Source organism: Pseudomonas sp. B10(2017) (assembly GCF_002113295.1).
Lineage (GTDB): Bacteria > Pseudomonadota > Gammaproteobacteria > Pseudomonadales > Pseudomonadaceae > Aquipseudomonas > Aquipseudomonas pudica.
The window spans coordinates 30,770-49,251 of the sequence record NZ_NEJU01000028.1; the positions used below are offsets into that span (position 1 = coordinate 30,770).

The 18,482-nt window shown below is 65.2% G+C and carries 14 protein-coding genes; 6 read left to right on the top strand and 8 right to left on the bottom strand.

The features are described from left to right. The first annotated feature begins 53 nt into the window (after positions 1–53). The gene (locus CAF92_RS24425) at positions 54–1,748 is read left to right on the top strand and encodes a response regulator (protein ID WP_085602173.1); all 1,695 of its coding nucleotides are present in this window, start codon (positions 54–56) and stop codon (positions 1,746–1,748) included. Positions 1,749–1,757: 9 nt separating this feature from the next. On the opposite strand, the gene CAF92_RS24430 is transcribed toward CAF92_RS24425, so the two are convergent. After that, positions 1,758–2,504: an SDR family oxidoreductase gene (locus CAF92_RS24430; protein WP_046615388.1), complete on the bottom strand. Its 747-nt coding sequence runs from the start codon at positions 2,502–2,504 to the stop codon at positions 1,758–1,760. Between the two features lie 73 nt (positions 2,505–2,577). Beyond that, the gene (locus CAF92_RS24435; protein ID WP_085602174.1) at positions 2,578–3,594 is read right to left on the bottom strand and encodes an FAD:protein FMN transferase; all 1,017 of its coding nucleotides are present in this window, start codon (positions 3,592–3,594) and stop codon (positions 2,578–2,580) included. A gap of 251 nt (positions 3,595–3,845) precedes the next feature. Between CAF92_RS24435 and rsxC the strand changes: the two genes are divergently transcribed. Beyond that, complete coding sequence (gene rsxC, locus CAF92_RS24440; protein WP_085602175.1) at positions 3,846–5,246, top strand: electron transport complex subunit RsxC; 1,401 nt, start codon at positions 3,846–3,848, stop codon at positions 5,244–5,246. Further along, on the top strand, positions 5,243–6,193 hold the full coding sequence (locus CAF92_RS24445) for an RnfABCDGE type electron transport complex subunit D (protein ID WP_085602176.1): 951 nt from the start codon (positions 5,243–5,245) through the stop codon (positions 6,191–6,193). The genes rsxC and CAF92_RS24445 overlap by 4 nt, the downstream gene beginning before the upstream one ends. A gap of 47 nt (positions 6,194–6,240) precedes the next feature. Here CAF92_RS24445 and CAF92_RS24450 read toward each other — a convergent pair whose 3' ends face one another. The 5 genes from CAF92_RS24450 to CAF92_RS24470 all read right to left on the bottom strand — a co-directional run bounded on the left by CAF92_RS24450 (position 6,241) and on the right by CAF92_RS24470 (position 11,748). After that, positions 6,241–7,776 (bottom strand): DHA2 family efflux MFS transporter permease subunit, encoded by a 1,536-nt coding sequence (locus CAF92_RS24450; protein WP_025338877.1) that lies wholly within the window; start codon positions 7,774–7,776, stop codon positions 6,241–6,243. Beyond that, complete coding sequence (locus CAF92_RS24455) at positions 7,773–8,966, bottom strand: HlyD family efflux transporter periplasmic adaptor subunit (protein WP_085602177.1); 1,194 nt, start codon at positions 8,964–8,966, stop codon at positions 7,773–7,775. Before CAF92_RS24455 ends, CAF92_RS24450 begins: the two co-directional genes overlap by 4 nt. 30 nt (positions 8,967–8,996) lie before the next feature. Next, entirely contained in the window at positions 8,997–9,470 is a 474-nt protein-coding gene (locus CAF92_RS24460; protein ID WP_085602178.1) for a MarR family winged helix-turn-helix transcriptional regulator, read from the bottom strand. 226 nt (positions 9,471–9,696) lie between these two features. After that, positions 9,697–10,335 carry a response regulator transcription factor gene (locus CAF92_RS24465; RefSeq protein WP_085602179.1) on the bottom strand — a complete coding sequence of 213 codons (639 nt, stop codon included), beginning with the start codon at positions 10,333–10,335 and terminating at the stop codon, positions 9,697–9,699. Between the two features lie 6 nt (positions 10,336–10,341). Further along, a complete protein-coding gene (locus CAF92_RS24470; RefSeq protein WP_085602180.1) occupies positions 10,342–11,748 on the bottom strand; it encodes a sensor histidine kinase in 1,407 nt (468 codons plus the stop codon). A gap of 195 nt (positions 11,749–11,943) precedes the next feature. On the opposite strand from CAF92_RS24470, the gene CAF92_RS24475 reads away from it, so the two are divergent. The 3 genes from CAF92_RS24475 to CAF92_RS24485 all read left to right on the top strand — a co-directional run bounded on the left by CAF92_RS24475 (position 11,944) and on the right by CAF92_RS24485 (position 16,768). Then, the gene (locus CAF92_RS24475; RefSeq protein ID WP_085602181.1) at positions 11,944–13,566 is read left to right on the top strand and encodes an acyl-CoA synthetase; all 1,623 of its coding nucleotides are present in this window, start codon (positions 11,944–11,946) and stop codon (positions 13,564–13,566) included. A 135-nt stretch (positions 13,567–13,701) separates the two neighbouring features. After that, a complete protein-coding gene (locus CAF92_RS24480) occupies positions 13,702–15,471 on the top strand; it encodes an acyl-CoA dehydrogenase C-terminal domain-containing protein (protein WP_085602182.1) in 1,770 nt (589 codons plus the stop codon). 289 nt (positions 15,472–15,760) lie between these two features. After that, positions 15,761–16,768 (top strand): FecR family protein, encoded by a 1,008-nt coding sequence (locus tag CAF92_RS24485; RefSeq protein ID WP_085602183.1) that lies wholly within the window; start codon positions 15,761–15,763, stop codon positions 16,766–16,768. 10 nt (positions 16,769–16,778) lie between these two features. On the opposite strand, the gene CAF92_RS24490 is transcribed toward CAF92_RS24485, so the two are convergent. After that, positions 16,779–18,098: a Na+/H+ antiporter family protein gene (locus tag CAF92_RS24490; RefSeq protein ID WP_085602184.1), complete on the bottom strand. Its 1,320-nt coding sequence runs from the start codon at positions 18,096–18,098 to the stop codon at positions 16,779–16,781. Positions 18,099–18,482: the final 384 nt, after the last annotated feature.

Genomic DNA, 18,482 nt, shown 5'->3' on the forward strand with positions numbered 1-18,482 from the left:
GCCTGTTGCCGAACACGCTAAAGTCTGGGCTTCATCCACTGTCGGACGTCGGCATGCCCTCCCGCGACCTGCTTTCACTGCGCCAACAAGTCGAAGCCCTGCAGCAACAGAACGCGCTGCTGGAAGCCCGCCTGGCAAGCCATCAGCAACACGACCATAACTTCTACCGCTCGCTGTTCGACACCATGGACGAAGGCTTCTGCATCATCGAGTTCTTCGATGGCCCGCACGGCCCGCTGAGCGACTATGTGCATGTGCTGGCCAATGCGGCCTATGCCAAGCACGCCGGCATCCCCAACGTGGTCGGGCAGAAACTGCGCGAGATGGTGCCCGATGAGGCCGACGATTGGGTCGCTCGTTATGGCGCGGTGCTGCGCACGGGCGAGCCGCTGCATTTCGAGCAGGAGCTGGTCGCCACCGGCCATGTGTTGTCGGTGACCACCTTCCGCGTAGAGCCTGCCGAAAAGCGCCAGGTGGCGGTACTGTTCAAGGACGTCACCGCACGCCGACGGGCAGAGGAGGCCCTGCGGCGCCTGAACGAGGAGCTGGAACAACGAGTCAACACGGCACTGGCAGAACAGGCCAAGGCCGAGGCGGCCCTGCGCCAGGCACAGAAGATGGAAGCGATCGGCCAGCTCAGTGGCGGCATCGCCCACGACTTCAACAACCTGCTGGGCGGCATCCTCAGTGCCCAGGAGCTGATGCGCCAACGCCTGGAGCAATCCCGTTTCGACGCCCTGGAGCCGTTGCTGAAGCTGTCCAGCGACTCGGCGCAGCGGGCCTCTTCGCTGGTACACCGGCTGCTGGCATTTTCCCGTCAGCAGACCCTGCAGCCCTGCTCCACGCAGGTGGCCACGCTGGTGAGCGGCATGGAAGAGCTGTTGCGCCGCACCATCGGCCCCTCCATCACCCTGACCAGCCATTTCCCCTGCCAGCTGTGGCCGACCTTCATCGACCCGCCGCAACTGGAAAGCGCCCTGCTCAACGTGTGCATCAATGCCCGCGATGCCATGCCCGCCGGCGGCGTGATCGATATCCTCGGTGACAACCTGCAGCTCGACGACCAGCAAGCCCGTGCACTGGAACTGCCAGCTGGTGAATACGTACGGCTGTGCATCAGCGACAACGGCAACGGCATGTCGGCGGAGGTGGCCGAACGCGCCGTCGACCCGTTCTTTACCACCAAGCCGATGGGCCAGGGCACCGGCCTGGGCTTGTCGATGGCCTACGGTTTCGTACGCCAGTCGGGCGGGCAGCTACGGGTGTTGTCGACACTTGGCGAAGGCACCCGCATCGAGCTGCTGCTTCCCCGCCACCACCAGCCCCCCGCAGCCCCCGCTTCCAGGCCAGCGCGCACATTGCTGGAAAAAAGCAGCAGCGCCACGCAGCGTATCCTGCTGGTCGAAGACCACGCCGCCTTGCGCGTGGTCGTCTGCGAGGTGCTGGAAGAACTGGGTTATCGGGTCGATGCATTCGAGAACGGCCCGGCCGCCCTCGCTTACCTGCAAGATGGCGAGCGGCCAGACCTGCTGTTGAGCGATATCGGCCTGCCCGGCGGCCTGAATGGCCGCCAGTTGGCTGAACGTTGCCGCGAGCGCCACCCCGGCCTCAGGGTGCTGTTCATCACCGGCTACGACGAAAGTGCGGCGCTCAGTGACGGCCAGTTGCTGCAAGGTACTCAGGTACTGACCAAACCGTTCGAGCTGGCAGTGCTGGCCGACCGAATACGCGCGCTGCTGGAGGATTGAGCGGCGCGCTCAGCGCCCGCCGCCCAGGTCGATGAAGCTGCCGGTGGAGTACGAGGCTTTGTCCGAGAGCAGCCAGAGGATGGCCTCGGCCACTTCCTCGGGGCGCCCGCCGCGGCCCATGGGCAAGCCGGGCTCGAGCTTGCTTACCCGGTCGGGGTCGCCCGACAGCGCGTGGAACCCGGTATGGATGTAGCCTGGCCGCACACCATTGACCCGCACACCCTCGCCTGCCACTTCCTTTGCCAGGCCAATGGTGAAGGTGTCGAGGGCGCCCTTGGAAGCGGCATAGTCCACGTATTCGTTGGGCGAGCCCAGGCGTGCGGCCACCGACGACACGTTGACGATGGCCCCGCCCTGCCCGCCGTGCCGGCGCGCCATGCGCAGCAGTGCGTGCTTGGTACAGAGCATGGGGCCGACGACATTGGTCTTCATGACCTTGAGCAGACGGAATTCGGACATGTCCTCGACCCGGCTTTGCTGGCCGATGGTACCTGCGTTGTTGACCAGTGCGGTGACCGGGCCGAGTTCTTCGTCCACGCGCTGGAACAGCCGGATGACCTCATCCTCGACACTGGCGTCGGCGCGTACGGCGATAGCCTCGGCGCCCAAGGCGCGGACCTGTTCAAGGATGTCATCGGCGGCTTGATCGTCGGTGTGATAGTTGATGCAGATGCGATAGCCCTGGCGGGCGGCCAGCAGTGCCGTGGCGGCGCCGATGCCGCGGCTGGCACCGGTGATGACGAGGACTTTCTCCATGGATCTGCCAATCGTTTGGAAAGGGAGCTTCGACAATAGGGGAAAAGGCTGCGCGTGGGAATGACCTTTCCTTTTACTGCCTGGGCTTGCCCTGCCGGGGAAACAACGTCTCGAATCGCGGTGTCGCCCGCGCAACGAAACCCAGCCCCTGGTGCATGATGAAATAGGCAGCTATTTCATGCCGCTCGGCGAAGGCATAGCCTTCCTCCGGGCCGAGCACCATCAACAGCGTATCCAGGGCATCGGCACGCAGCACGGAAGGGTCGACCACCGACACTGCCGCCAGCGCGTGCTTGACCGGCTTGCCGACACGTGGATCGAAGGTATGCGAATAGCGCTGGCCACCTTCCTCGAAATAGTTGCGGTAATCGCCGGCGGTGGCAACACCGTAGCCATCCAGGGCGATGGCGCGCTCCACTTGCTGCTCGCCCTCGCCACTTGGTACTTCGAGGGCAATACGCCAGGGCGCGCCATCCGGCTTGCGGCCGACCCCCTTGAGTTCGCCGGTGATCTCGACCAGATAGGCCTGGATACCCAACGCCGTAAGCCTGTCACCAACCCGGTCCACTGCATAACCGGCGAGCATGCTGTCGAAATCCAACTGGGCCGCCACATCCTTGCACAGCTTTTCTCCATGCAGGTGCAAATGCTGCAGGCCTACCCGTGCCTGCTCACGCGCCAGCGTGCTGGAATCTGGCACTTGCCTGCCTCGTGACTGCGGGCCAAAGCCCCAGAGGTTCATCAATGGCAAAACCGTCAGGTCGAAGGCCCCGCCGCTTTCGCGGAACAGAGAAACACCGTACGCCAGCAAGTGCTGCATCTCTTCCGGCACTGCCTGACAGGCGCCGGCCGGCAGAGCGTTGAAGCGGGAAACCACGGAGTCGCCGCGCCAGTTGGAAAACTGCTTGTCGAGCGCCTCGAGAATCATCTCGACTTCACTCTTTACCTGCTGCGCGGCGGGCGCCTGCGCGGTGGGTACGTACTGGACCGAATAAGTGCTGCCCATGGTCGGCCCGCCAAAGCGTTCGATCCTTTCGCCGCAGCCACACAGCAGCGTCACCAGCATGACCAGCAGACTCGCGCGCATCATTCGACACCTCGCCGACTCTGGCCGCCCGTTCGCGGCACAGGTTATTTCACCAGAATTGCGAGATGGCAATTGGCCTACCGTTCATCAGCAAACCTGGTCAAAAACCGAACAAAATCCTCCTCGAGCACTCTTATCTGCGCGGGTGATCAATCATCCCCCCTCCCTTTCCGCTTAACGTCCCGGAATTTACAAAACCATCATGTGCATAAGCGCATAGGGGCGTCCTTTGCCCAAAAATTGGAGGACAGTCAATGTCTAGCCATTCGTTGCAGAGCGTCGAACGCCTGCAGAGCCGCATCCGCGCCCAGCGTCAGCCGCAACAGAAGCCTTTCTGGCGCCGTCTGCTGGCAATCGCCTCGTCTTCTCAGCGTAGTTGGCACGGAGGGATCGAGCTCAGGGGATACAAGGAACTGTCCAACGCCACGCCAGTTGCCCCGGTCGCGGTCGGAAAGATCCAGCTGGCGATCCCGCTCGGGCGGGGTCGGCGGTTTGTCCAGCCTTGCGTGCAGCCGGGGCAGCATGTGCGCAAGGGCGAAGTGATCGGTATTGGCGACAACACCACCGCTTGGGTGCATGCCAGTACCTCCGGCACCGTGGAACGGATCGATCACGTCTTCGCGGCCGACTCGGCCGAGCCGGTCATGGCCGTCATCCTGAACGCAGATGGCCTGGATGAGTGCATCGAACGCCCGGCACCGGGCCTGCCGCAAACGCCAGATGCGCTGGTCGAGCGTGCATTGCAGATGGGCATAGTCGGCCTGGGTGGTGCGGGTTTCCCGACAGCCCTCAAGCTGGCCGGCGCCCGGCAGCCCGACCTGCTGCTGATCAACGGTGCCGAGTGCGAGCCGTTCCTTACCTGCGATGACCGCCTCATGCGCGAGAATGCCGAAGCGTTGATCGAGGCCGCCGACTATGTCGCCGCACTGCTTGGAATAACGGCAACCCGTTTCGGCATAGAAACCAACAAGCCGGAAGCGATGGCCACGCTACGTGCCGCCGCTCGCCAGGCGCGTACCCGGGTCGAGATTTGTCCACTTCCGGAGCGTTACCCGGCAGGTGGGCAACCACTGATGATCAAGAGCCTCAGTGGCCGCAATCTGGCCCCGGGGAGCCGGCCTGCCGATATCGGCGTGCTGGCGCTGAATGTCGCAACGCTCTACGCACTGGGCCGGGCCGTCTTCCATGGCGAACCACTGACCAGCCGCGTGCTGACGCTGACCGGTGACTGCGAGCGTCCAGGCAATGTGCGGGTGCCAGTGGGTTACCCGGTCAGTGAACTGCGCGCGATTGCTGGCGCGTCCCCCACTGGGCAGCTGACCCAGGTCGGCGGCCCGATGATGGGCCAGCCACTACCAGACGCCAACGCCTTCGTCAGCAAGACCAGCAGCTGCCTGATATTCGGCGCCGAGCGCTACCTGCCAGCGGCTCGCCCCGCCAGCAGTTGCATTCGCTGCACGCGCTGCGTGGATGTCTGCCCGATGTCGCTCAGGCCGCTGGACCTCTATGCTGCCGCCGAACGCCAGGACAAGGCCAGCCTGCAGGAACTGCGCCTGGACGCCTGCATCGAATGCGGCAGCTGCAGCAGCATCTGCCCAAGCAATATCCCGCTGCGCGAACGCTTCCGCCAGAGCAAGACGGAGGTCCGCGCATGAGCCTGGTACGCCACCCCACCCCGCAACGGCTGCGCACGGTGATGCTGCTGGTCGTCCTGTGCCTGCTGCCGGGCACCGGCCTGTATGCCTGGCAATTCGGCGTCGTGGTCTGGTTGCAGGCCTTCTGGTGCGTGCTGTTCGCCCTGGGCTTCGAAGCCGCCCTGCTGCGCCTGCGCGGGCATGCCGTACGCGAGGGTTTGAGCGACCTCAGCTGGCTGGTGCTGGGCCTGATACTGGCGCGGGCATTGCCGCTGATGGTGCCGTTATGGATGATCGCCCTGGCCAGCTTTGCCGCGCTCGCACTGTGCAAGCACGCCAGTGGAGGCCTTGGTCGCAACCGCCTCAACCCTGCCATGGTTGGCCTGGGGATCGTTGCCATCTGCTTTTACCAGCAGTTGTACCCCGCGCCATCGAACCATGCCCCCTGGACCGCAGCCCTGGATGCCAAGGCAGTTCTGCTGCAACAGCTACAGTTGGTGCCGCGCCTGGATCTCGATGCGTTCGCTGGCGCCACTCAGCTGGCGCAGAACGAGTTCACCCATGTCACCCACAACCTGTCGGGGTTCGGCTACATTGCCGGCGGTTTGCTGCTGGCTTCGCTGCGGGTGATCCGGGTCGAGATTCCGCTGGCGATGATAGCGAGCACGGTATTGCTGTGCATGGCTGCCGGCCACAGCTTTCAGGAAGCCGTGTATAACCTCAGCCTAGGCGGCTATCTCTTCACCGCCTTCTTCATCGCCACCGATCCGGTAACCAGCCCCGATACCCGCGCCGGTCGCATTCTCTTCGGCGTCACCGTCGGCACGCTGACCGAGCTGATTCGCGAATTCGGGCTGTATGCCGATGGCCTCTGCTTCGCCGTGCTGGCCGGCAACCTGCTGGTGCCGCAAATAGACCGGTTGGTGCTGCGCATGCAGCGGCCCTGGTACACAGCAGCGAGTGCCTGACATGGCATTTGGCAAGGGCTAGAGCCCGGGCCTTGTTCTGGCCCGGCTCAATGCCCTGCCGACGCCGGCCCGGCCTTGGCTGTAAAGGGCGGTTTGGCAAACCACACCAGCAGGATCAACCCGGCAAACACCCAGGTCATCAGGGTGAAGTAGTCCACCGTCGACATCATGTACGCCTGCCCGTTGAGTATCTGCTCCAGCTGCGCATAGCTCTGCGGGCTGGCCCCACCCAGCTGCTCGAGGGTATGCCGCGTGGCCGGGTCGAACTGGCTGATGTGCTCGCTCAGGTAGGCATGGTGCTGGTCCGCCCGGCGAATCCAGATCCAGGTGGTCAGCGACGCTGCGAAACTGCCGCCCAAGGTACGCAGGAAAGTTGCCAGGCCCGAGCCATCGGCAATCTGCTGCGGTGGCAGGTCGGACAGCAGGATGCTCAAGGTCGGCATAAAGAACAGCGCCACGCCAATGCCCATGAACAGCTGCACCAGCGCCACATGCTGGAAGTCCACCTCGCTGGTGAACCCGGCACGCATGTAGCAGCTGCTGCCGATCGCCAGGAACGCCAGCCCGGCCAGCACACGCAGGTCGAAGCGGTGCGCGTACTTGCCCACGAACGGCGACATCAGCACCGGCAACAGGCCGATCGGCGCCACCGCCAGGCCGGCCCAGGTAGCGGTGTAGCCCATCTGCGTCTGCAGCCACTGCGGCAGGATCAGGTTGATGCCGAAGAACCCGGCATAGCCCCCCACCAGCACGATGGTGCCGACGCGGAAGTTGCGGTGCGCGAACAGGCGCAGGTTGACCACCGGGTGACGGTCGGTCAGTTCCCAGATCACGAACACCGCCAGGAACACCAGCGAGATCAGGCTGCCGACAATGATGAACGACGACTCGAACCAGTCCAGGTCATTGCCTTTGTCCAACACCACCTGCAACGCACCAACGCCGATGACCAGCGTCAGCAGGCCGATGTAGTCCATCGGCTGGCGGCTGGTGACCACCGGCCGGGTGCGCATCTGCTGGCGCACCACGGCGGCGGCGAACAGGCCGATGGGCACGTTGATGAAGAAGATCCACGGCCAGCTGTAGCTGTCGGTGATCCAGCCCCCGAGAATCGGCCCGGCAATCGGCGCCACCACCGTGACCATCGCCAGCAGCGCCAGGGCCATGCCGCGCTTGGCCGGCGGGTAGACCGCGATCAGCAAGGTCTGGGTCATCGGGTACAACGGCCCGGCCACCACGCCCTGCAGCACGCGAAAACCGACCAGCTCCGGCATCGACTGGGCAATACCGCACAGGAACGAGGCCAGCACGAACAGCAGCGTGGCCCAGATGAACAGCTTCACCTCGCCAAACCGCCGGCTGAGCCAGCCGGTCAGCGGCAAGGCGATGGCGTTGCTCACCGCGAACGAGGTGATGACCCAGGTGCCCTGCTCGTAGCTCACCCCCAGGTTGCCGGAAATAGTCGGCAAGGCCACGTTGGCGATGGTGGTGTCGAGCACCTGCATGAACGTCGCCAGTGACAGGCCGATGGTGGTCAGCAGCAGGCTCGGCGGCGTGAACTGGGCAGCAGCGTTGTTGCTCATCGCTGGGCCGTCTTGCCGGTTGCGCTGTTTTCGTGGATCAACCGGGCAATCAGGTTGTCGGCTTCGACCAGCTGGCGGTCATACACCTGGGTGGTGTAGCTGGCCTGCTGTGGTGGCTGCTGGGCCAAGGCCGGGCCGCTCTGGTCGTGCAGGTCGACCTCGACCACGGTGGACAGGCCGATACGCAGTGGGTGGTCCTTGAGCTGGTCGGGGCTGAGGTGGATGCGCACCGGCACGCGCTGGACGATCTTGATCCAGTTACCGGTGGCATTCTGCGCAGGCAACAGGGCAAAGGCGCTGCCGGTGCCGGCGCCTAGGCTGTCGACCGTGCCGCTGTACCTGACTTCGCTGCCGTACAGGTCGGCGCTGATCTGCACCGGCTGGCCGATACGCATGTCGCGCAGCTGGGTTTCCTTGAAGTTGGCGTCGATCCACACCTGGTCCAGCGGGATCACTGCCATGGTCGCGGTGCCCGGTTGCAGGCGCTGGCCCAGCTGCACGGTACGCTTGGCAACATAGCCGGTGACCGGTGCCACAAGGGTGGTGCGGGCGTGGTCGAGGTAGGCCTGGCGCAGGTCGGCGGCGGCGGCCATCACCTCGGGGTGCGAGGACACCACGGTGTCGTCGACCAGCGCGGCGCTGGTGCTGAGCTGCTGGCGCGCACTGTTGACGGCGGCCTCGGCCACGCTCAGGTCATCGCGGGCATGGGACAACTCTTCGGCAGCAATCGCACCGCTGTCGGCCAGCACCTTGCGCCGATTGAAGTCCTGCCGGGCCTTGCGCAGTTCGGCCTGGCGGGTTTCCAGCTGGGCCTTGAGCGCGTCGACGTTGCTGTACAACCCGCGCACCTGGCGCACGCTGCGCGCCAGCCTGGCTTCGGCAGACTGCAAAGCCACCTGGCTGTCGGCCGGGTCGAATTGCAGCAGTACCTGGCCGGCGTGGACCAGGTCGCCGTCATCGGCACCGATGCTGGTGACGGTGCCGGTGACCAGCGGGGTGATCTCCACCACGTTGCCGTTGACGTAGGCATCGTCGGTGCTTTCGTGCCAGCGCCCGACCAGGCTGTACCAGGCCCAGGCACCGGCGCCGGCAAGGATCAGCAGCAATAGCAGGCCAAGCAGCCAGGCCTTGCGCTTGCGCGACGGTTCGGGCGCGGCGGAGGGAGTCGGGGTGTCTGCGGGAGTGGCCATGACAATACCTTGGATAATTCGTGACAGGGATCAACGATCGCCGAAGCGGCGGATCGTCAACGGGTCGCCGGCAGCGAGCAGGACCTTGGCCAGCAGGCCTTCCAGGGTCTGGAGCTCTTCGGCTGCCAGCGCGCCGCACAACTCGTTCATGGCCGCCGCGCCGATTTCCGGCAGGCGGTCAGCCAGGCGCTGGCCATCGGCGGTAAGGGCCAGACGCACCTGGCGGCGGTCGTCGGCGCAGCGGTTGCGCACGATCAGCTCCTTCTGCTCGAGGCGGTCGAGCATGCGGGTCATCGAGCCGCTGTCCAGGCCCAGGTAACGGCACAGTTCGGCCGGGGTGTTCACCTGGTACTGGGTGACGATGATCAGCACCTTGAACTGCGCGGCGGTGACGCCTTCCGATTCGAGGTGCCAGTCGAGAATGCGGTCCTTGAGGATCGCCGCACGGCCAAGCAGCATGCCGATGGCGCAGGTCTGGAAGTTTTCGGGGGAGAAATGGGCCATCGGAGGCTGCTCGAGTAATTGTGTAAAAATATTACTGCCTAGGCAGTGAATGTCAAAGCTTTGATTAGGTTGCTATGTAAAATTTCATGAATTGCTTAAGCACACCTGAAAACCTGCGCGCCCTTGTGGGAGCGGGCATGCCCGCGAACACGGGCGAAGCCCGTGCCATCCTCCGCGGTGCCTGCTTCGCGGGCACGCCCGCTCCCACAGGGAACTGTGACTGCTGTCACTGCCGCAATCGCAGGCCCAATGCCTCCACCGCCCCGCAGGCTATGGCCATGCCCACCAACTCCGCCAGGCTATCGGCCTGCAACCGCTTCATCACTCGCCCCCGGTACAGGTCCACCGTCTTCACGCTCACGCCCAGCTGCTCGGCAATCTCGCGGTTGCTCAACCCTTGGGCCAACGGCACGAACACGTCACGCTCGCGCGGGGTCAGGCCGTCGATGCGCGCCTGCACCTGGGCGAGCGCCTGGTCGTCCTGGCGTGCCCGCCCGGCGTTCTCAAGCGCGGCCTGTACGCTGTCGAGCAGCAACTGGTCGTTGTAGGGCTTTTCGATGAAGTCGCAGGCGCCGGCCTTGAATGCCCGCACCACGATCGGCACATCGGCATGGCCGCTGACGAAGATCACCGGCAACCCAAGGCCACGCTCGCGCATCGCCTGCTGCACCGCCAACCCGCCCAGCCCGGGCATGCGCACATCCAGCAGCACGCAAGCCGGCCCATCGTCGACGCAGGCGTCGAGAAACGCCTGCCCACCGGCGAACGGCAAGGCCTGCAAGCCCACCGACTGCAGCAGCCACACCGTCGAGTCGCGCATACCCTGGTCGTCATCCACCACATACACTTTCGCTTGCACCGCCATCTCCCCTTATCCCCTGCTGACCGCCAGGCGGCAGCACAGTACCAGACCACCATTGTCACCGGCTCGCGCCCACAGGTTGCCGCCAAAGCCCTCGATCAGGCTGCGGCTCATGCTCAGGCCAAGACCCAGGCCGTCGGCCTTGCTGGTGGTGAACGGCGTGAATATTTCATCCAGGCGCTCGGGCGCCACGCCCGGGCCCTGGTCGGCCACCTCGACCAGCACGCCATCGCCATCGCGCGCGGCGCCAAGCAGGATACGTGACGGCCGCTCGCCATGCTGCTCGCGGTTGGCATCGATGGCGTTGCGCAGCAGGTTCAACAGCACCTGCTCCAGCAGTACCCGGTCGGCATACACCAAGGGCAGCTGCGCGCTCATGCGCAGCTCGACCACCACCTGGTCACGTGCGGCCTCCCAGGCGCACAGGCGCATGGCTTCGCCGGCCACCTCGGCCACGTCCAGCGCCTGCAGGCGGCGTGGCCCCTTGCGCAGGAAGGCGCGCAGGCGGCGGATCACTTCGGCGGCATGGGTGGCCTGTTCGCTGATGCGCTGCAGGCCCTGCCCCACCCGCTCGCGGGCCTGCGGGTCGCGCTCCAGGCCCTGCAGGTAGCGCTGGCTGGCGTTGGCGTAGTTGACCACTGCAGCCAACGGCTGGTTGATCTCGTGGGCGATGCCCGAAGCCAGCTCGCCCAAGGTGGCCAACCGGGCACTGTGCGCCAGGCTTTCCTGGGCTTCGATGCGCAGGGTGATGTCGCGAGACACGCTGACCACCTCCACCACGGCGCCGGTGTAGGTTTCGCGGATGGCCCGGCTGGCGATTTCGAACCAGCGGTAGCCGCCTGCGGCCTGGCGCACCCGGCAGGTCATGGTGTGGTAGCCGTCCTGGTCCAGGGCGGCGGCGGCCTGGCGCAGCACCTGGCGGCGCTCGCGTGGGTGCAGCAAGGTATGCACGGCCATGCCGCGCAGTTGCTCGGGCCACAGGCCAAGCAGGCGGAATGCCGCCGGCGAGGCATCGAGGAAACGGCCGTCAGGGCTGTGCCGGGAGATCAGGTCGGTGGTGTTCTCGATGATCAGCCGGTACAGACGCCGGGCGCGGCTGGCCTCGCGTGCGCCATGGCGCTCGTCACTGGCGTCGCGGCAACGCGCCAGCACCTGCTGGCCCTGGTCGTCAGGGATGAAGCTCCACAGCACGATGCGTTCGCCCACTTGCACCTCGACATCGGCGATCGCCCGGCGCTGGCGCAGGCAGGCGCGCACCAGGGCGGTGCAGTTGCCCGGCAGCCAGCTGGCCAGTGCCGGGCCTTCATCGACCCAGGCCTGCAGTGCCGGGTTGAGTGCCAACGGCCTGGCGTCGCCAGCCAGCATCAGGCTGGGTTGTGGGTCCTTGGCGAGCAAGGGATAGGCTGTTTTGTCCACGGTAGGCGGCTCGTTGTTATAGTAGTTTTACTATATTGCTATAGTCGATATTCCTAATACCATAGCGACTCGCGTAAAACTGCGACAAGGGGGAGCGGCCCACCGCCCGCGTCCCTGCACCCTGAACAGAGCTAACAATCAGCCACCGGGGGTCAAGCGCACAGGTTGTGCCTGCCTCCCCTACAGGATTACCGCATGTCGATCTATGCCCAGGGCCTGATGCCCGCTGCCGTCAACCATGTCGCGCTCACCCCGCTGAGTTTCATCGAACGCACCGCTGCCGTATACGGCGACTATCCGGCGGTAGTGCATGGTGCCATCCGCCGCAACTGGCAGCAGACCTACCAACGCTGCCGGCGCCTGGCCAGCGCCCTGGTGGGCCGGGGTATCGGTCGTGGCGACACCGTGGCGGTGATGCTGCCCAACATTCCGGCCATGCTCGAAGCCCATTTTGGCGTGCCCATGACCGGCGCCGTGCTCAACACCCTGAACGTCCGCCTGGATGCCGAAGCCATCGCCTTCATGCTGCAGCATGGCGAGGCCAAGGTGCTGATCACCGACCGCGAGTTCCACACTGTCATCGAGGCGGCCCTGGCCTTGCTCGAGCACCCGCCATTGGTGGTGGATGTAGATGACCCGGAGTATGGCGAAGGCCGTGCGGTCAGCGAACTGGATTATGAGGCGTTCCTCGCCGAGGGCGACCCGGACTTTGCCTGGGAGTGGCCCGATGACGAGTGGCAGGCGATCTCGCTCAACTACACCTCCGGCACCACCGGCAACCCCAAGGGCGTGGTCTACCACCACCGTGGCGCTTACCTGAACGCCCTGGGCAACCAGATGGTCTGGGGCATGGGCCATCGCCCGGTGTACCTGTGGACCCTGCCGATGTTCCACTGCAACGGCTGGTGCTACCCATGGACCATCACCGCGCTGGCAGGCACCCATGTGTTCCTGCGCCGGGTCGACCCGCAGAAGATCCTGACCCTGATCCGCGAGCACCGGGTCAGCCACCTGTGCGGCGCGCCGATCGTACTCAACGCCCTGGTCAACATGCCCGAGGCGGCCAAGGCGGCCATCGAGCACCCGGTGCAGGCCATGGTCGCCGGCGCCGCGCCCCCCGCCAAGGTCATCGGCGCCGTGGAAGAGATGGGCATCCGGGTCACCCACACCTACGGCCTGACCGAGGTCTACGGCCCGGTGACCGTGTGTGCCTGGCATGACGAATGGGATGAACTGGCGCTGGAAGAGCGCGCGCGGATCAAGTCCCGCCAGGGCGTGCGCTACCCGACCCTCGACGGCCTGATGGTCGCCGACCCGCAAACCCTCGAGCCGGTGCCGCGCGACGGCAATACCCTTGGCGAAATCTTCATGCGCGGCAATACGGTGATGAAGGGCTACCTGAAGAACCCCGAAGCCACCGTCGAAGCCTTCCGTGGCGGCTGGTTCCACACAGGTGACCTGGCCGTGTGGCACGCCGACGGCTATGTCGAGATCAAGGACCGGCTCAAGGACATCATCATTTCCGGTGGTGAGAACATCTCCACCATCGAGGTCGAGGATGCCCTGTACAAGCATCCGGCGGTACTGGAAGCCGCGGTGGTGGCGCGTCCGGATGAAAAATGGGGGGAAACCCCGTGCGCCTTCATTGCCCTCAAGCCGGGCCGCGAAGACACCCGCGAAGCCGACATCACCAGCTGGTGCCGCGAACACCTGGCCGGGTTCAAGGTGCCAAAGACCGTGGTGTTTGGCGAACTGCCCAAGACCTCCACCGGCAAGATCCAGAAGTACGTGCTGCGCGACCGGGCCAAAGCCCTCTGATCCAGTGGTGGCCTCTTCGCGGGCATGCCCGCTCCCACAGGGACCGCACCGGCCTCGAACCCTGTGCTTGACCTGTGGGAGCGGGCGTGCCCGCAAGGAGGCCAGCCGATGTTTCCATTATTCCAAGAGCCCCCGATGACCACCTACACAGCCCCCCTGCGCGACATGCGCTTCGTCCTGCATGATGTGTTCAACGCCCCGGCCCTGTGGGCCCGCCTGCCAGCCCTGGCCGAGCGCATCGACGCCGATACCGCCGATGCCATCCTCGAGGAAGCAGCCAAAGTCACCGGCCAGCTGATTGCCCCGCTCAGCCGCAACGGTGACGAGCAAGGCGTGCGCTTCGCCGCAGGCGAAGTCACCACCCCTGACGGCTTCCGCGAGGCCTGGCACACCTACCGCGAAGGCGGTTGGGTCGGCCTGGGCGGCAACCCCGAACATGGCGGCATGGGCATGCCGAAAATGCTCGGGGTGCTGTTCGAGGAAATGCTCTATGCCGCCGACTGCAGCTTCAGCCTGTATTCGGCGTTGAGCGCCGGCAGTTGCCTGGCGATCGACGCCCACGCCAGCGAAACGCTCAAGGCCACCTACCTGCCGCCCCTGTACGAGGGCCGCTGGGCCGGCACCATGTGCCTCACCGAACCCCATGCCGGCACCGACCTGGGGCTGATCCGCAGCCGCGCCGAACCCCAGGCAGACGGCAGCTATCGCATCAGCGGCAGCAAGATCTTCATTACCGGCGGCGAACAGGACCTGACCGAGAACATCGTCCACCTGGTGCTGGCCAAGCTGCCGGATGCACCCACCGGTGCCAAGGGCATCTCGCTGTTCCTGGTGCCCAAGTACCTGGTCGAGGCCGATGGCCGCCTGGGGACGCGCAACGCCGCCCATTGCGGCTCGATCGAACACAAGATGGGCATCAAGGCCTCGGCCACCTGCGTGATGAACTTCGACAGTGCCGTCGGTTACCTGGTGGGCGAGCCGAACAAGGGCCTGGCGGCGATGTTCACCATGATGAACTACGAGCGCCTGTCCATCGGCATCCAGGGCATCGGCTGTGCCGAGGCGTCCTACCAGAGCGCCGCCCGCTACGCCAACGAACGCCTGCAAAGCCGCGCCGCCAGCGGCCCGCAGGCACAGGACAAGGCTGCCGACCCGATCATTCACCACGGCGATGTGCGGCGCATGCTGCTGACCATGCGCACCCTCACCGAAGGTGGGCGGGCGTTTGCCGCCTACGTCGGCCAGCAACTGGACCTGGCGCGCTACGCTGAAGACGCTGGCGAGCGCGAACATGCGCAGCGCCTGGTGGCGTTGCTGACGCCGGTGGCCAAGGCGTTCTTCACCGACAACGGCCTGGAAAGCTGCGTACTCGGCCAGCAGGTGTACGGCGGCCATGGCTACATCCGCGAATGGGGCCAGGAGCAGCGGGTGCGCGACGTACGCATTGCGCAGATCTATGAAGGCACCAATGGCATCCAGGCCCTCGACCTGCTCGGGCGCAAGGTGCTGGCTGACGGTGGCCGGGCGCTGGCCAGCTTTGCCGCCGAGGTGCGGGCCTTCAGCGTGGATGCGCCATTGCACCGTGATGCCCTGCAAGCGAGCCTGGCGCGGCTTGAGGCCACCAGCGCCTGGCTGCGGGCGCGGGCCGGCGAGGATGCCAACCTGGTCAGCGCGGTGGCGGTGGAATATTTGCAGCTGTTCGGGCTGACTGCGTATGCCTACATGTGGGCGCGGATGGCGGCGGTGGCATTGGCCAGGCGTGACGAGGATGCCGCGTTTCATGGGGCCAAACTTGCGTGTGCAGAGTTCTTCTTCCAGCGGGTCTTGCCGCGGGGGTTGGGGCTGGAGGCCGGTATCCGGGCGGGTAGTGGCAGCCTGTATGGTTTGGAGGCGGCACAGTTCTGATGAGCCGCTGGGGGCGCTATGCGCCCCTTTCGCGACACAAGGCCGCTCCCACAGGTATCGCACCAACCCATCGGGCAGCGCTGTACCTGTGGGAGCGGCCTTGTGTCGCGAAAGGGCTGCGCAGCAGCCCCAACGATTTCAGCCTGAATTTACCTGCGCGAAGGGTTCTCAAACGCTGGAAAACCATCACCAATCCGACGAAAACCGGCACAACTGATAGTCATTCGCCATTACCTCGGTTCTCGGGAGCCCTCCAGCAAGGGTAGAATGCGCAAAACCCGGAGCCGCAATGAACCACGACCGCCTCAATCCCAGCCCAGACGATGCCATCACCGACGCCGCCGCGCACTGGTGCATGCGCCTGCACGCCGAAGATTGCACGGTGACAGAGCGCGAGGCGTTCGCTCGCTGGCTGGCGGCCGACCCGCGGCATGCCGAGGAATACCAGGCGATGCTGGAAATCTGGCAAACCGCCGACCTGCTGCCGCGCAATGCAACCGTCATCGACTTCAACCCGCCCATGCAAAAGGCCGCACGCCCGCGCAACTGGCGGCCGCTGGCATCCGCTGCCGCGATCGCCCTGGCGGTGCTGCCGCTGGCCGGCTGGGTGGGCTGGGAACAAGGCTGGCTGCCCAACCACTACCAGCACTTCGAAGCCGGTGCGCACATGCAGACCGTGCAGCTGAGCGACGGCAGCACGGTGCAGCTCAACCTCAACACCGAGCTCACCTACCTCAACTACAAGGACCAGCGCCAGGTCACGCTCAAGCGTGGCGAGGCGTTCTTCAAGGTGCAACACGACAGCAGCCACCCGTTCATCGTGCATGCCGGTAGTGGCCAGACCCGCGTTACCGGCACCCAGTTCAACGTGTGGAAGTACCAGGACCAGGTCAAGGTCACCCTGGTGGAAGGTTCGGTGCTGGTATCCAGCGACGGCAGCGCCGGTGGCTACCGCCTGGGCCCGGGGATGCAGGCCAGTTATCACAAGGGCGACTTCGAGCCGCAACTGGAGCAGAGCAACGACTACGGCAACAGCCTGGCCTGGCGCGACGGCAAGCTGGTGCTCGACAACCTGAGCCTGGAACAGGCCCTGCCGATAATCAACCGATACCTCGATGCGCCGCTGCTGCTGGCCGACGCCAGTACCGGCCGCATCCGCATCAGCGGCATCTACAACACCCGCGAGGTGGGGCGCCTGGTCAACAACCTGCCCAAGGTGCTGCCGGTCTACCTGACCCGCAGCAAGGACGGCAGCACCGTGCTCAACCGCATCTCGCCGCCGCCCGACAAGGGCTGACGCCCTCCCCCTACAGCGTCATCGCCGCCAGCCAGCCGAACGCCAGCAGTGGCAGGTTGTAGTGGATGAAGGTGGGCACCACGGTGTCCCAGATATGGTGGTGCTGGCCATCCACGTTCAACCCCGAGGTCGGGCCCAGGGTCGAGTCCGAGGCAGGCGAGCCGGCGTCGCCCAGCGCACCGGCGGTACCAACGATGCACACGGTGACCAGCGGGTCGAAGCCCAACTGCACGCACAGCGGCACGAAGATCGCGGCCAGGATCGGCACGGTGGAGAACGACGAGCCGATGCCCATGGTCACCAGCAGGCCCACCAGCAGCATCAGCAAGGCACCGATGCCCTTGCTGTGGTCGATCCACTGCGCCGAGGTTTCCACCAGGCTGTTCACCTCACCGGTGGCCTTCATCACATCGGCAAAGCCCGAGGCGGCAATCATGATGAAGCCGATCATGGCCATCATCTTCATGCCTTCGGTGAACAGGTCGTCAGTGTCCTTCCAGCGCACGATGCCCGACAGCGAAAAGATCAGGAAGCCGACCATCGCGCCGATAATCATCGAATCCAGCCACAACTGGATGATGAACGCCGAGGCAATCGCCAACCCGGCCACCAGCAGGGTCAGCGGGTTGTACTGCACGCTCACCTGCTCCACCTGCTCGATGCGCGCCAGGTCGTAGTCACGCTTCTTGCGGTAACTGATGAATACCGCCAGCAACAGGCCGGCCAGCATGCCGGCCGCCGGGATGGCCATGGCGTGGGTGACATTCACGCCACTCACGTCTACACCCGCGCGGGCAACGTTGGCCAGCAGGATTTCGTTGAGGAAGATGTTGCCAAAGCCCACCGGCAGGAACATGTACGGGGTGATCAGGCCGAAGGTGATCACGCAGGCGATCAGCCGGCGGTCGATGCGCAGGCGGGTCAGCACGTACAGCAGCGGCGGCACCAGCAAGGGGATGAAGGCAATGTGGATAGGCAGGATGTTCTGCGACGACACCGCCACCACCAGCATCAGGCCGACCAGCAACCATTTGACCTTGCCGCCATTGGCATGGCCCTGGCGGTCGATCATGGCCAGGGCGCGGTCGGCCAGGGCATGGGCCAGGCCGGACTTGGCGATGGCCACGGCAAAGGCGCCCAGCAGTGCATAGGACAGGGCCACCGTGGCCCCGCCGCCGAGGCCGCCGTTGAAGGCCTTGAGCGTACCCTCGATACCCAGGCCGCCCACCAGCCCACCGGCCAGGGCCCCGATGATCAGGGCGATGACCACGTGCACGCGGGACAGGCTGAGTATCAGCATGATGCCGACCGCGGCGATCACTGCATTCATGGTTGGCTTACCTCATTGCGACAGAAAAAAAGCGCGCACTGTGAAGCAGTGGGCAGCAGATGTCAAAAGCGCCATGTTGCGGCGGATTACCAACGCCTCGCGCGACCTGCGGATTAAATTGAACGTTTGAATAAAGAAAAGCCCGCGCCAGCCGACACATTCGTCAGCCACACTCTTATTACAAGGGACCCACCCCATGCCTTTGCGACAACTTTCCATCCAGTGGAAGATCACCCTGCTCGCCGGTCTCTGCCTGGCCGGCATCGTCACCCTGCTCGTCGGCCTGTCGCTGTACCGCATGGACCACAGCTCGGACCTGGTCAAGGCCAGCAGCATGCAGATGCTGACCGAGTCGGCGCAGTCGCGCATCGAGTCGCAGGGCGA

Coding starts and splice junctions, on each gene's coding strand:
- CAF92_RS24430 (WP_046615388.1), bottom strand. CDS start 2,504: ATGGAGAAAGTCCTCGTCATCACCGGTGCCAGCCGCGGCATCGGCGCC.
- CAF92_RS24450 (WP_025338877.1), bottom strand. CDS start 7,776: ATGAGCAACAACGCTGCTGCCCAGTTCACGCCGCCGAGCCTGCTGCTG.
- CAF92_RS24465 (WP_085602179.1), bottom strand. CDS start 10,335: ATGGCGGTGCAAGCGAAAGTGTATGTGGTGGATGACGACCAGGGTATG.
- CAF92_RS24475 (WP_085602181.1), top strand. CDS start 11,944: ATGTCGATCTATGCCCAGGGCCTGATGCCCGCTGCCGTCAACCATGTC.
- CAF92_RS24425 (WP_085602173.1), top strand. CDS start 54: ATGCCCTCCCGCGACCTGCTTTCACTGCGCCAACAAGTCGAAGCCCTG.
- CAF92_RS24485 (WP_085602183.1), top strand. CDS start 15,761: ATGAACCACGACCGCCTCAATCCCAGCCCAGACGATGCCATCACCGAC.
- CAF92_RS24455 (WP_085602177.1), bottom strand. CDS start 8,966: ATGGCCACTCCCGCAGACACCCCGACTCCCTCCGCCGCGCCCGAACCG.
- CAF92_RS24480 (WP_085602182.1), top strand. CDS start 13,702: ATGACCACCTACACAGCCCCCCTGCGCGACATGCGCTTCGTCCTGCAT.
- CAF92_RS24460 (WP_085602178.1), bottom strand. CDS start 9,470: ATGGCCCATTTCTCCCCCGAAAACTTCCAGACCTGCGCCATCGGCATG.
- CAF92_RS24445 (WP_085602176.1), top strand. CDS start 5,243: ATGAGCCTGGTACGCCACCCCACCCCGCAACGGCTGCGCACGGTGATG.
- rsxC (WP_085602175.1), top strand. CDS start 3,846: ATGTCTAGCCATTCGTTGCAGAGCGTCGAACGCCTGCAGAGCCGCATC.
- CAF92_RS24435 (WP_085602174.1), bottom strand. CDS start 3,594: ATGATGCGCGCGAGTCTGCTGGTCATGCTGGTGACGCTGCTGTGTGGC.
- CAF92_RS24490 (WP_085602184.1), bottom strand. CDS start 18,098: ATGAATGCAGTGATCGCCGCGGTCGGCATCATGCTGATACTCAGCCTG.